The sequence below is a fragment of the Oscillatoria sp. CS-180 genome (assembly GCF_028330965.1).
GTDB lineage: Bacteria > Cyanobacteriota > Cyanobacteriia > Phormidesmidales > Phormidesmidaceae > Halomicronema.
In genome coordinates this window covers 106,288-120,274 of the sequence record NZ_JAQMUB010000037.1, presented here as the reverse complement: position 1 = coordinate 120,274, position 13,987 = coordinate 106,288, and the positions used below count along the sequence as shown (strand labels likewise).

Annotated in this window: 12 protein-coding genes and 2 tRNA genes; 6 read left to right on the top strand and 8 right to left on the bottom strand. The window is 48.8% G+C overall.

The genetic code is table 11. The features are described from left to right. Positions 1–31 precede the first annotated feature (31 nt). The 5 genes from PN498_RS09005 to PN498_RS08985 all read left to right on the top strand — a co-directional run bounded on the left by PN498_RS09005 (position 32) and on the right by PN498_RS08985 (position 6,008). Positions 32–1,558, top strand: coding sequence for an NADH-quinone oxidoreductase subunit M (locus tag PN498_RS09005; protein WP_272062391.1), 1,527 nt, complete (start codon positions 32–34; stop codon positions 1,556–1,558). Positions 1,559–1,645: 87 nt separating this feature from the next. Then, positions 1,646–2,947 carry a CO2 hydration protein gene (locus tag PN498_RS09000; RefSeq protein ID WP_272062390.1) on the top strand — a complete coding sequence of 434 codons (1,302 nt, stop codon included), beginning with the start codon at positions 1,646–1,648 and terminating at the stop codon, positions 2,945–2,947. A gap of 71 nt (positions 2,948–3,018) precedes the next feature. After that, on the top strand, positions 3,019–3,165 hold the full coding sequence (locus tag PN498_RS08995) for a hypothetical protein (RefSeq protein ID WP_272062389.1): 147 nt from the start codon (positions 3,019–3,021) through the stop codon (positions 3,163–3,165). A gap of 34 nt (positions 3,166–3,199) precedes the next feature. Further along, positions 3,200–3,601, top strand: coding sequence for a fasciclin domain-containing protein (locus PN498_RS08990; RefSeq protein ID WP_272062388.1), 402 nt, complete (start codon positions 3,200–3,202; stop codon positions 3,599–3,601). Between the two features lie 349 nt (positions 3,602–3,950). Further along, on the top strand, positions 3,951–6,008 hold the full coding sequence (locus tag PN498_RS08985; RefSeq protein WP_272062387.1) for a cation:proton antiporter domain-containing protein: 2,058 nt from the start codon (positions 3,951–3,953) through the stop codon (positions 6,006–6,008). Positions 6,009–6,288: 280 nt separating this feature from the next. On the opposite strand, the gene PN498_RS08980 is transcribed toward PN498_RS08985, so the two are convergent. From PN498_RS08980 to PN498_RS08950, 7 genes are all read right to left on the bottom strand, one after another. Next, positions 6,289–6,849, bottom strand: coding sequence for a DUF2231 domain-containing protein (locus PN498_RS08980; protein ID WP_272062386.1), 561 nt, complete (start codon positions 6,847–6,849; stop codon positions 6,289–6,291). Between the two features lie 404 nt (positions 6,850–7,253). Next, positions 7,254–8,441 carry a glycosyltransferase family 4 protein gene (locus PN498_RS08975; protein ID WP_272062385.1) on the bottom strand — a complete coding sequence of 396 codons (1,188 nt, stop codon included), beginning with the start codon at positions 8,439–8,441 and terminating at the stop codon, positions 7,254–7,256. 61 nt (positions 8,442–8,502) lie between these two features. Continuing rightward, positions 8,503–9,942, bottom strand: coding sequence for an MFS transporter (locus PN498_RS08970; protein WP_272062384.1), 1,440 nt, complete (start codon positions 9,940–9,942; stop codon positions 8,503–8,505). Between the two features lie 154 nt (positions 9,943–10,096). Then, complete coding sequence (gene recO / locus PN498_RS08965) at positions 10,097–11,011, bottom strand: DNA repair protein RecO (RefSeq protein ID WP_272062383.1); 915 nt, start codon at positions 11,009–11,011, stop codon at positions 10,097–10,099. 144 nt (positions 11,012–11,155) lie between these two features. Next, a tRNA-Thr gene (locus tag PN498_RS08960) sits at positions 11,156–11,227 on the bottom strand. A 6-nt stretch (positions 11,228–11,233) separates the two neighbouring features. Beyond that, positions 11,234–11,318, bottom strand: a tRNA-Tyr gene (locus tag PN498_RS08955). Between the two features lie 202 nt (positions 11,319–11,520). Next, positions 11,521–12,054, bottom strand: coding sequence for a LabA-like NYN domain-containing protein (locus PN498_RS08950; protein WP_272062382.1), 534 nt, complete (start codon positions 12,052–12,054; stop codon positions 11,521–11,523). Between the two features lie 879 nt (positions 12,055–12,933). On the opposite strand from PN498_RS08950, the gene PN498_RS08945 reads away from it, so the two are divergent. Then, positions 12,934–13,344, top strand: a complete 411-nt coding sequence (locus PN498_RS08945; RefSeq protein ID WP_272062381.1) for a SemiSWEET family sugar transporter — start codon at positions 12,934–12,936, stop codon at positions 13,342–13,344. Here PN498_RS08945 and PN498_RS08940 read toward each other — a convergent pair. Then, the gene (locus PN498_RS08940; RefSeq protein WP_272062380.1) at positions 13,304–13,798 is read right to left on the bottom strand and encodes a MerR family transcriptional regulator; all 495 of its coding nucleotides are present in this window, start codon (positions 13,796–13,798) and stop codon (positions 13,304–13,306) included. The two genes, PN498_RS08945 and PN498_RS08940, sit on opposite strands and share 41 nt — an antisense overlap. Positions 13,799–13,987: the final 189 nt, after the last annotated feature.

Below are 13,987 nucleotides of genomic sequence, written 5' to 3'. Positions count from 1 at the left end.
GCTGCCCCTCTATCTAAACCAACCTAAAACCATGCTGAGTGTTCTCATCTGGCTCCCCATCCTTAGTGCCATACCAATCGCGTTTTTGCCTCAAGTTACAGCAAAGCAAGCGCGATCGCTTTCTCTAGCTGCATCAGGTACCACCCTACTTTGGACTATCTGGCTGTTCACTCAATTCGATTTGAGTAATTCGAGCGTTCAATTTAGTGAGTTTTTCGCTTGGATTCCGATACTCGGGCTGAACTACAGTCTGGGTCTAGACGGTCTCTCTCTGCTGATGGTGGCTCTGAACAGCTTAATTACTTGGGTTGCTTTGTGGAGCAGTCGTCCTGATATTGAGCGTCCTAAGTTGTTCTATGCGCTCATGCTACTGGTTAGTGGTGGTGTGGCAGGTGCTTTCTTGGCTCAAAACCTGCTGCTGTTCTTTTTGCTTTATGAGATTGAGCTAGTTCCTCTCTATCTCTTGGTCGCTATTTGGGGTGGACAAAAACGCAACTATGCCGCAACCAAGTTTTTGCTCTATACAGCGGTCTCCGGGGCGTTGATGCTAGCGAGTTTCTTAGCAACGGTCTGGCTGACCGAACACAGCGATTTTGCCTATGTGGCAGCAATGGGGCAAACCTTACCTTTGACAGGGCAGCTTATTTTGCTGGGTGTCATGCTAGTTGCCTTCGGCATCAAAATTCCTCTAGTTCCCTTCCACACTTGGTTACCGGATACCTACGTCGCTGCATACACCCCGGTTGCCATGATGCTAGGGGGGGTACTGGCAAAGTTAGGCACCTATGGTTTGTTCCGCTTCGGTTTAGGCATGTTTCCTGACGCTTGGTCTGTGTTAGCACCTTACTTGGCAGTGTGGGCCGCTATCAGCGTTTTGTATGGCGCCATCACAGCGATCGCCCAAAAGGATATTAAGCGCATGGTGGCCTACAGCTCGATTGGGCATATGGGCTACGTCTTGTTGGGAGGGGCAGCCATGACCGACCTAGCCTTAACTGGAGCCGTCAGTCAGATGGTGTCTCACGGCATCATTCTGGCTATCTTATTTCACTTGGTCGGCGTTGTTGAAGCCAAGGTGGGGACCCGCGAACTAGATGTTCTGAATGGACTCATGAATCCGGTTCGAGGATTGCCGATGACTAGCGCGTTGTTAGTTTTAGGCGGCATGGCTAGTGCCGGAATTCCTGGACTGGTAGGCTTTGTGACCGAGTTTCTCGTCTTTCAGGGAACCTATGCTGTTTATCCACTTCAAACGCTCCTATGCGTTACCGGTACTGGACTAACTGCGGTCTATTTCGTGATTCTCCTAAACCGTACCTGTTTTGGCAAGCTTGACAATGAGATCGCCTACTTCCCTAAGGTTGATTTCATCGAGCGATTTCCAGCTTTGGTCCTCGCGACACTCATCTTGTTTCTAGGATTGCAGCCGAATTGGCTAGTTCGTTGGAGTGAACCGACCGCATCTAATTTAGTGGCGCTCACCCCTGTATCTGTCCCAGAACGAAAAAGTGCCCCAGCAGACAAAATCGCAACGGTGCTGCTATCGCCTCATGAGTGAGTAGCTAACGAAGGATAAATGGATCTCGTTTCGTGGCTTAGCCCTCCCTCTGATAAACAGCTTGATATCTGAAGAATCTCCAAACCGATGACTACTACGCTCACCTCCGAAAAGACTGATATTATTCCCCCGTCTACGCATCCTCATGCGGATGTGATTCACCGCCTTGAAGCGGGTGGTTCTATGCTGCCCGATACACCAGAAAACTTGATGCAAATCATCGGTATCTACAAGGCTTATGCCGTACCGATGGATTTCTACTGGCGGGATTTGCTCTACATCGCAGAGCGGGTTTTTCTGGATCCGCTACCCGCCTTCAAATACTTTTTGCCCAAAGAATACCTGGACTTACACAATCACTATGCCGGCGATACAGCAGACTTGAGAATCTGGCGCGGCGTGGCAACGGCGCATCCAGAACTGTTGGAATTTATGGCCGAAGGTGAACTAGATCGAAATCTACCCAAGCTCTTCCATCACCTATGGCACGATCGCGTCAACATGGAGTTTGCTGAAGCCTGTATGAAGGCCATGCTGTGGCATCAGGATATGGGTGGACGCTACAACGACTATCTCTATACCGATGAATACAAGGCGAACTGCGATCGCGCCATCAAAGCTTACTTCAAGCGCAACCCGCTCATGTTGGGACTGTACAAACTTTTTCCCGAGATGTTCTATGAGAAATGCCGGGAATTGTCCTACTACTCAAATTTGGGATTGTTCTGGGAGGTCATGGCCCCTGTCTTCTTCGAAATGAGTGACATCTATGATGAAGGCGGTTTTGAGGGGGTTCCTGCGGCGATGGACTTTTTGGTCAACGGTATCTTTGCCGTGGCAGGACGTCCCATCTATCACCATGTTTATATAGGCGACGAATGCTACGAACTGATTCCTAAGTCAAAGGGCTTCACCTGGCTGTATGAAGCGGCATTGCCCTATGTTGAGGCTGTTTTCTATCGCACGGCTCCGTTTAGAGGCACTAAGTCTTACAACGCTCAAGCTGGGCAGGTTCCCGAAGATCAGAATGATTTTCACTACGGCATTCTCTATGCCGATGTCTTTCCGGTAGGCAGCGCTGGCATTCCACCCACTCTCTTGATGCAGGATATGCTGCATTTTCTGCCTCAATATCTCCTGGACTATTACGACCAACATTGCCGGGGCGAGGATGACATTCTGATTCAGTTAGGAATTACGTTTCAGCGGTCCATGTACAACGTCACTTCGGCGGTTATTCAAGCTCTGAGAGCGGCCTTACTTTATCCGCTTGATGATCCCAACCCCAGACATCGCATGGCAAATCGCAAGTTCTTTGAAGCTCAAATGGACCGATTTCTGCGTCCTGAAGCCCGCTTACGGGATATTCAGAGTCAAGACTACCGATAGATGATATCGGCTTAAGTTCATTCAACACTTAAACATTCAATGCATGTCTTATGTTTGCGAGGAATGACATTATGAGACGGCTTTTAGACCGATTGGATCCCTTCTTTGCGGCGGCTGCGATTGCGATCGCAGGCATGACGTTAATTTCACAAAATCCCCACCCCATCATTCTTTTAGAGCTACCTGCGATCAAGATGCCATCGTCTTCAACGCAGTAGTTCTCGTGCCCATTGTCAACCTACTTCAAAACCTATGCCTACCATCGTCGATATTGCTGTCAATACCGAGGGGTTTTCAACGCTTGTTGCTGCTGTACAGGCGGCAGGACTAGTTGAGACCTTGCAAGGAGACGGGCCTTTTACTGTTTTTGCCCCCAACGACGACGCTTTTGCAAAATTGCCGCCGGGCACTGTGCAAACCCTAGTCCAAAATCCACCTCAGCTGGCTCGCATACTGACTTACCACGTTGCGATGGGTAAGCATACCCAGGCTGACTTAGTTGAAAAAGGGCAGATTACGTCTATTGAAGGTGCTCCGATTCCGATTGACGGGACAGAAGCTTTTGAAGTTAAGAATGCCACGGTGTTGGCTGCGGATATCGAGGCAGACAACGGCATTATCCATGTTTTGGATAATGTCATTTTGATGGGATAAAGTTTGCGTTTGTCCACATATAGCCTATAAGTAATCCTCAAGCTAAAGGGTTGTCAAAGCTTTAAAATTTTGTTGAAATAACGATAGACCAGGCTATATTTCCAAGGGAATCAATATAGATTCGGGTAAATACTTCTTCTACGAAGTGCTGCTGAATAAATTGTTTCCAACTGAAATTTGGCTGGGGTCGTTATCTCCTTATAACTCCTGTGTCAAAGTAGGTGAGGGTTTCCTTGCCTACTTTTTTGTTCAAGTTTGATCATCGACGTGTCCGATTGGATGTTGGCAACCTGCATGGACACTGTAAAGGCAAGGTATTTCTTGAACGCTGTTTGGCGAAAGTGACAGGATGGAATCAATTAGGCAGTTGGCTGTCGATAATCCTTTGGTGGCCTTCACGGTTTTGTTGCTTGTAAGTCTAACTCTGCCACCTTTGTTTGAACGGATACGACTACCGGGGTTAGTAGGGTTGCTATTGGCAGGTGTGGTCTTAGGACCTAGCGGTGTCGGATTGCTTGATCCCACTGGAGATATTGAGAAACTCTTCTCAGACATCGGGAAGGTGTACCTCATGTTTGTAGCGGCGTTGGAAATCGACCTCAAAGAATTCAGCCGCAACCGCGATCGCTCTATTATCTTCGGAGCGCTAACCTTTGCAATTCCGCTTATGGGCGGCCTGATTTTGGGGCGAGTAAGCGGTAGCAGTTGGCCTAGTGCAGTTCTCATTGGCTCACTGCTGGCTTCCCATACTCTGCTGGCATATCCCATTGTGATGCGGTTAGGCGTTTCGCGCGATGAAGCGGTCACGGTGACGGTCGGCGCAACTATTTTTACGGATATTGCGGCTCTGCTAGTGCTGGCGATATGTGTCTCAGTTCAAGCGGGTGATTTTTCGTCCCTGTCACTCACACTTCAGCTTGTGGGGTTAGCGCTTTATGCAGCAGCGGTCTTACTGGGTCTGGATTGGGCTGGCAGGCTTTATTTTCGCCGCACCGGTGATGAACAGGGAAACAAATTTTTGTTCATCCTATTAGCCGTTTTCTTATCAGCAGTAGGGGCACAACTCATTAATGTTGACAAGGTCATCGGAGCTTTTCTGGCTGGGCTGGCCGTGAATGGCGTTGTGGGAGATGGTCCGGTGAAGGAGAAAGTGGAATTCTTTGGCAGTGTGCTGTTCATTCCCTTCTTTTTTGTCTGTATGGGACTACTCCTGGATGTCCCGGTCTTCCTAGAGGCTCTGACAGACCGCTTGGGTTTGACTTTAGGAATCGTGGTAGTTTTGCTAGCTACGAAGTTTATGGCTGCGGCGATCGCAGGCGCCCTTTTTCGCTATAGCCTCATGCGGGTATTAACCATGTGGTCCCTGTCGCTGCCACAGGTTGCCGCAACGCTGGCAGCTGCCTTAGTTGGCCTTCAGGTGGGCTTGATCACAGCTCAAGTCTTTAACGCTGTCATTGTTTTGATGTTGGTAACTTCGTTATTAGGATCGATAAGCACTAGCCAGTTCGCTAGTCGCTTGCCGCTTCCTCAGCGGATCTCGGGTTCTAGCAGTGACTGGGAAGCATGGTTACAGCCGCTGTCCTCTGCAGAAAGTCCGTTTGCTGTAGTAGTACCAGTCTCAAATCCGCTAACTCAGCGTTATCTCATCGAGATGGCAGCGTTGATTGCCCATCGCGAGAATGGGTATATCGTGCCGTTGACGATCGCTCCTGCTCGCGTACACATGGACGATCCTACGCTCTCAGTCACCCTTGCCAATAGTCAAAGGCTCTTACAGACGGCTGAGGAGATTAGCCTCCACTGTGGCGTCAAAGTCGTAACCCAGACCCGCATCGACGATGATATTGCTGAGGGTATTAGCCGCACCGCACGAGAACAGAATGCTCAATTAATTGTCATGGGCTGGAGTTCGACCGAGGGTTTACGGGCAAGACTGTTTGGAACGTTGATCGACAGTGTTTTTTGGTCGACTCACTGTCCGGTAGCTGTCACTCGCTTACGAAAAGCGCCGGTTGATATGCGGCGAATCCTGATTCCGGTGAAGGTACTGACCCCGCAAACCATTCGGACGATTCGCTTTGGACAATTGTTTGCCGATACCCACGCAGCTTCAATTACCTTGCTGCACGTGAGCGATCGCCGTAGTCAGCCCGAGGAGCTTAAACAGTTCAAAAGCGCGCTTAGGGCGATCGTTAAAGAGGGACCAGCCGTGGAGCACGCTATCAAATGCGTGCGTCATGACGATCCAGGTGCCGTCATTCTCAAAGCAGCCCGCCATGTAGATTTGACGATCTTGCGGTCCATGCGCCGTCGAACTGCGGGTGGTCTTGCTGTCAGCGATGTCACCCATCAAGTGATAGACGGTTTAACCGGATCTGTTGTTCTGTTTGGAGAACCCCATTCGTAAATCCAAATCTAAAATCTGGTGAGGCTACAGGTCTGTCCCATAGCGCTTAGGAAATAACTAGTGGTCTATCACCATTAACGCTCAAATGCTTTATTAGAATGGGTTTCAGCCCTTAGCTGATCAATTAAGAATGGGCGTAGCAATGCTCATATTTCAAGGCTTCTAGAACTATAGCGACATGCATTTGAGTCAAGCACACCCCATTCCCTATTCCCTACTTCCTTAAGACACTGAGATGGACTTGATCAAGCTGCACAGGGCTGGAATCAATGGAGGCGACTTAGGGAACGTGAGATTCGCCTGGGCCAACAATGCCGACTTTATGACGAAACATAAGTTCACCACCGTACCAACCACTAGCCATCAGTAATCCCGCGACGACCCAGGACAGTGTTAAGCCTATCGGTAAGATATTGGCTTCAGGGCTGGCTAGTCGCAAGAAGAAGTTACCGATGCTCAAGACCAGCACTATGACGTTTAAAATCATGTGTGCCCATCCTGCTTGACGACTGCGAGACCGGGGAATCCGAACAAAATCAAACATGCCTGTGATGGCAGCCCCGGCCCCAGATAACAAACCGACTCCAAGTAACCAAATAGATGCCTGCGCCCAGAATTCTCCTTTAGTCAGCCAATACCCAAGATCGGTCCCTGCTGCCCCACTTAAAAAAGCGATCGGGAAAATGACAATGACTGGATGAATGGGATGACCCAAGATAGCGACAGAGCTAGTAATACCTGTCCCGTGGTATTCCGTTGAGCGACTATCAATGACGAACGGGATGTTGGGATGAGGAACATCGGCGCCTTGTCGGTTTTGTTGAGATTCTTGCGTTTCCATAATGCCTCTTGGGGATTGAGTTGGCCCTTTCTGTGTTCAGAACCAGTAGCGCGTCATGAGAGGTGTGTCCTTAAAGACTCTACTGACGCCAGACAAGCGCTAACTTGACTCGACTCAGGATAGCTGCGCCATTTCAAGATCAGAAGACAAGGGCGTCAACTCAAGAACGCTTGTTTGCACTACGGCTTAGTCTATTTAGCCAGCCTCAAACTCATACCTATCCAAAGCAGTAGAGTGGCTAGACAGTTAGGGAGATTTTGAGCTACCGCAAGAAGGGTGCTATAGCCTTCTCTATCCGGACAAGACGTGGCTATGTGCTAGCAGACTACGGCAGAAATAAGCTCACCATTCAAAACACTACGCTATACATCACTGCAACAGGATAGCCACTTCAAGAAGTTACCCTAAAGCATGATGTACGAGGACTTTGTAGAAAAGGATGGTGGGGTTAGTTCTGCGTAAATGTTCTCAACCTGAGACACGTTGGTTGTTAAGGTATAGCGTTCTAAAGCCCGTTGGCGAGCTTTTTGTCCTAAAACTCGGGCCATTTCAGGGTGATCTCGCAAGATAGGCAGGATCGTTTGTAGCTGGTGGCTTACGCGCTGAGTATCAATCACAATACCGGCACCATCTTCCAGCACTTCACCGTCTGCTCCAGCATCAGTGGCGATGCAGGCAGTGCCACAGGACATCGCTTCTAACAAGGACAGCGAAAGACCTTCGACCAGAGATGGGAGTAGGAACGCATCTGCCCCCCGCAAAATATCGATTCGGCGGGCTTCGTCTTTCACAAAGCCCAGCCAGTGAATGGAACTGTCGCCGCCATAAAAAAGCCGCAGTGCCGACTCCAAAGGACCATTGCCCACGATCGCCAATTTGCAGTCTGACCCCATCTTTGCGTGGCGCCACGCTTTAAGCAGTGCTTCCACGTTTTTTTCTGGTGATAGCCGTCCCTGATAGACAAAGAGCTGTCGGGCTTGCAATGTGGATTTGATTGCCGAGGGACCGGGAGAATACTTGTTGACGTCTACACCATTAGGGATGACAGCAAGCGTTTTAGGGGGGACACCTAGGCGAATCAGCAAATCGCGCTGTAGCTTTGAAAAAACGATGACGCGATCGCACTGAGCCAGCATAGGCGCATACATCTGATAGGTAACGTGCTGAGTGCCTGAACTCAACGTTCTCAGTTTGCGATCAAAGGCTGGATGAAAGGTCACGACCAACGGTAATTTGAGCTGTGCACACAGGCTAGGTAACCGGAAATCCAAGGGGGATAGGGTTAATGATGCATGAACAATATCAGGTTTCAACTGTGCCAGAGCGTCGACTAACCGCTTGCCAGATTTAAAGGAAGGAATTGTAAGAATCTGAGACTTGAACAGAAAAGGGAGTGTTACTTCATGACAGTGATGCCAAGAAAAACCCCGAACCTTGCCTAGTGTCGAAGGAACGTTCTGACTTGATTGGCCTCGGTCAAAGTGGACAAACGTAACTTGATGACCACGCTCTATCAGTGCCTGAGTGATTTCTTGACCGTAGGTAACATTTCCACAAAAGGGAGATTTTTTGCCAAGCCATGCTACATGCATCTACTGGGAAGAAGCCTCTTTATCCGCAGATTAAGGGCGACTGACCATATTCACCTAGAAATTAGGCGCGATCGCCCTCTTGCTTAGCGAGAGAAGCGTTTATCGTACTGTCATCACCCGTATCGGAACTATACCAGGTCAGTAGACCTCCCGTGACGACAACTCCGCCGAGAATACTTAAAACGACAGATAGCCCCAACCAACTTTCTGCCACGCTAGCAAGCGCCAGCGGCAAGCTCAGGGCAATATTGACCACATTGTTCTGTAGCCCAAAGACCTTACCGCGCATTTCTGCGGGCGTTTCTTCTTGAATAGTAGTCTGCATAGGAATGCCAATTGCGGCTGCAAAGAACCCCAACAAAGCTATTAGTCCGAGTGTAGGCCAGAGCTGTTGAGTCACAAATGCCATAGCTATCAGCACTCCTGCCATACCGGTGGATCCCAGAAGACTCAAACGACGACGGTTTATCCGCTGACCAAACTGTCCGATAAAGGCAGCTCCGACTGCCATGCCGACACCGCCAGCTGCGAGTAAAAAGCCAAACTGGGATGACTTGAGCGATGGCATGACTTCAGCTAATCGGACTGCCAGTACTGCTAAAGCCGCAAATACTGAGAACAGAACGACAAGCTGCACAATAGCGTTGCGGACAGCAGGTTTTTGATTGAGATATCGTACCCCTTCTTTAATGTCTTCCCAAGGGTGCGGAGGCTCATGTTCTGGCACAATGTCGTTGCCAACCCGGACTACCATGAGCAACAAGCCCGCCACCAGATAACCACCTCCTACCAAGAACGATTTGCCCCAACCAGACCCGCCATCGACTGTCGCCAGTAAGGAATCTGCCAATGCCAGCAGCGGCTCTCCGATCGCGAAACCGATGATGACAGACGCCATCATTGTGGTGGTATAGAGAGAATTGGCTGATAGCAAGCGCGACATTTTGACGATGAGCGGAATCATGGCCTGCTCTGCAGGTGCAAAAAACTGCGTCAGGGTAGACACTGCAAAAGTCACCGCTAGCAGCAAGCCAAAGCCGACCGGAATGTTGCCAATTGTTCCCCAATCTTGAGAAGCCCAGAGAAGAAAGGGCAATGCGATGACAAGGACACCCCGGAGCAGATTGGTGAGCACTAAAACAGCTTGTTTGCTCCAGCGGTCAACATATACGCCTGCTAATGAGCCGAACAAAACAGCAGGAATGGTAAATGCCACCATCACTGCCGACACCCAGCCGCTAATAGAGCGGTCAGGCGTGTCGAACTGACTCCCGATGATCGCAATCATCAAGACGAGGTAGACCTTATCGGCCAGCTGTGAGAAAACCTGACCACTCCACAGCACCAAAAAATTGCGGTTCTTCAAAACTGGCAAAAATCCAGTTGGAGCAGGGGTCGCTGCTGCCGTTCCCTCTTGTGAAACGGTTTTTGCCTTTTGATGTGGGGTATCCTCCCCGTTTAGGTCCTCTGCCAATGAGTCAGTCTCAGGCTCGCGTAACATTGTCTAAAGGCCACTTATATACAGTGCAAAGTTAACGGTAAAAAAGCCGATATAAGCTAATGAAACAGAATAGGTAACAAAACAAAAAGCGCTGTCAGCCTCGTGCTGTTGTTTCATCTTGGTGTACAGACTGCTAGACAGCGTGTTCCAAACGCTAGTCCTTAGAAGGTGCCGCTGCTGGAAAACACGTATCTATCAGAGCTGCTGAACGGATGGGACGGTCAAAATGATACTCAGCATATCGACGCAAAATACGTTCGATACGCTGCCACACAAACTGCATAGATTCAGCATCATCAACTGGTCTAAAGGCAGACCGTTGAGTAATCAGCTCTGAGTCTTCTAAATATCTCAACAATACCAGCTCTTTTGCACTAAGCAGAATTGGCTTGGGAGGCTTTTGGGGCGATCGCCCTCTCTCCCTCGTGGTATCGTAACCGCCTTTCACAGCGTAGCGTCCTTCCGGCGTTTTTGCTCTTAGTGAAGCTGTTGCAGCGGGCTCTAAGTGCGCCAAACTGACAATGCCACCCGAAGTAATACTAAATCCAGTTTTCCAGTCTGGGTTAGCTGAGTCAGGCTCAATCTCAACTTCACTGACATTACACCGTGCCAACTCCGGAGCAACTCCAGCTAGTGTCAGAAGGTGAAAAATGCCGTGGCTTAGGCAAGGCAAAATAGCCTCTTGAGGCGCTTTCTCTAACTGCTGTAGCTGTTCCACCAAGAGAGTAAACAGTTTTTCTTGAGGCTGTTCGCTTAAGGCCTGACAAAGCACTAGTTCGGCTAAATATTGGCTGGCAGTTAATCGAGCCAAGTCTGCTGACAATCCTGGAAAGGAGGTGATGGTCTCTGCCTGCACCAGCTTGTCTAACCGCTTGCCTCGGATAATAAAGACTTCGTTGACGACAAACTGACTACTGCGTCCCCCCAAGCGAGACTTATGCTTTCGCGCTCCTGGGACAATCACTCGGATAAGACCATGTTCAACGGTCAATATCGTTAACAGGCGGTCCGTTTCGCCCATCGGCATGCTTTTGAGATTAATTCCAGTGTCTTTATAGGAACGGCTCATGCAAAGAGAGAAGGGTGAGCTGTGACTGCTAGCGCCTTAACTAATAACGCAAGTAGACCTTGTAATGGGATTGAAAAATCTTGACAGCTGGTGAATTGTGCGATCACCCATAGCTCTGCCGGCGGTAGGCACAATCTTTCAGCAAGCCCATGACGAGAATTGAACTCGTGACCTCACCCTTACCAAGGGTGTGCTCTACCGCTGAGCTACATGGGCGAAGCGTGGTGGGCCGAGCTGGATTCGAACCAGCGTAGGCATAGCCAGCGGATTTACAGTCCGCCCCCATTAACCACTCGGGCATCGACCCGCCATCCACGGGCACTTATAGTAACACACTGTGACCACTGCCCGGAGAAATTTCCGCGAAATTTGGAAATTCAGATGAACCACTAAGGCGGTGTAGCCAATTGATCGACAGCACCTGCCATCCCAACAGTCGAACCCTACGTCGGGGAGTTGGCGGCCTCAACCTTTCAAAGACAGGCAAAGAAGACCTTCACCTCTAGTCATCAGTGATAGCTGTCGCGCTTTTCAATTTGCTTTCTGATGGTATTGAGGTCGATATAACGATCAGTTGCATTCCTCAGCTCACGGGCAATCATCCCATCAGTGGACACAACGGTGATATGAGTATTTTTTGATCGCAATAGCTCGATCGCTCTTTCAAAATCTCCATCGCCGCTGAACAAGACGACGCGATCGTACTGCTCAACCGTGTTGAACATGTCCACGACAATCTCAATATCTAGATTGGCTTTCTGAGAATAGCGACCTGAGTTATCGTCGTAATACTCTTTGAGAATTTTGGTGCGTACGGTGTACCCTAAGCTGATAAGCGCGTCCCGAAAACCTCGCTGATCTTGGGGATCTTTTAGCCCCGTATACCAAAACGCATTGACTAAACTCAGTCCACCGTCTTCAGAGGTGAAGTGCTCAATTACTCGCCTGGGATCAAAAAACCAGCCGTTCTTTTGTTGGGCATAAAACATATTATTGCCATCAACAAATATAGAAAGACGTTGCGTTGCGACGGATATAGGCATAACGTTTCAAATTTCAATTAACAGGGAAGTTTCACACGTCTTCGATCTTTAAATTGGAGACAGCTTGGGCAGCTCAAAATAAAGACACCCAAGGAACAGCCTCCACTCTGGAAATAGCTGAATAGAGCAGTGTAGCACTGAGTAAGCTACAGCCCACTTAACAGAACTCTACTGCAACCACAAGACAATCTAACGGTTAAGAGGGATAGCTATCCCGCAGTGATGAAGCTAAAAAGATAAGCTTCTAACGGGTGAATCCAGATAGTTTAAACAAAATCTATAGGGGTACGAACATAACCAAAGAAATAGTTCAAATAATGAATCAATATAGCGAACAACCAAGAGAGCAGATATTCATCCCTTAATTATAGTCACTTACTGTAGAATTCAGCGTCATCCAAAGGTAGCGCTTTTATTTGAAAGATTATTAGCTATGCGAAACTGATAAATTTATACGAGGTTTTCGTTAGTGACGAGGGTACTGAGGGCACCAATAATGTCTACACCATCAAGATTCGACAGTTCCTTCCACAACAGATAACAGTTAACCTAAGCACTTCGAAGCAGATGACTCAGCTATACAAATTAGTTCTTCTTGAAACCTAGCGACAAAAACGATTCGTTGAGGGACAGCATCGGTTCTTATGAATTGATACAGCCGTTTCCACCGTAAGCCAGGTCTACTGGCTTACCTGATCCCAGAAATGACATGATTAGCCTCTAAAAAAAAGGTTTCATAAAACATTAAGAATTACTTCAGCTTATGTTGCGGTGGCTACCGTTTTGTTGTGTTAAATTACGAAACTGAGACATTGAAGCTTTGCTGGTGATCTCGCTCAAGGTCTGGATATGTCAACAAGGGGATAGGGGTTGCCTGCGATGGATCTCACGACAGTTTTGGGGTTAGTTGCTGGTTCGCTGACAACAATCGCTTATTTTCCGCAGGTCTTGAAGACGTGGCGATCGCGCTCAGCGGAGGGGATGTCATGGAGTATGCTGATTGTCCTCTGTGCGGGCATTGCCCTCTGGCTAATTTATGGTTTGTATGCCCACGATGCTCCTGTCATTTTGGCGAACCTCTTCACGCTGATATTCTCTTCGACTATTCTTGTGATGAAGGTCTGGTATGAGGTCGTGCCTCATTGGAACGTCAAAGCGCAGGTAGTGACGCTCAATTCAGCATCCTCGGAAACATTGATAATGCCGGAAGCTCCCATGCAAGAATGGTGCTTGGAAACCGACATTGCGTTCATCCCGCCTGAGCCGGAGCAGACTTCGCCCGCTGCTTAAAGCTTTCGAAATCGACGAGGGTAGAGTTCGCTGCCGCATTCCAGATTTCTTGAATCACCGTTTTGAGGGGAGGGAGAACCAGCAGCACGAGTTGTCCAAGTCCTTCGCCGTCGCGATCAGCGACTTTCATGACCTGAGGCATATCAGACCAATCTGGCATCACTAAAAAGACTTCATTGGGAGTCGCAACCAAATGCTTGTCGTGCAAGGTGATATCCAGCCCATGCTCATCTAGAAAACTCACTAATTTACGGACCATTTGCAAAGAAATTTGCTTGCGTAAATTAGCGATGGTGCGAATTTCAAGGAGTTGTTCCCAGGTGTAGATAACAGTGGGTTTCTTAGAGTTGCCATATTTTTTCGGCACTACAACGCTGGTGCGGTCGAGGTAAGCCAACCGACTTGACGTGATCTGCGTTAGAGCTAATGTTTCTTGACGAGTGAAACCGTCCATTCCGAAGTACTGTGAATCGCATTTTTGTTAGCAGGCTGAATCAGGGTGATCGCTATAGGTATTCACAAGGGTTCAACCAGCTTGCTCCCTTACTCTAGCGCACGTACACTTTTGTAAACGTTGTGCTACCTTATAAACGTTTTCCCTCAGGACACTGTTTGTACCTCCACAGATAGCGTAAACTTTGTT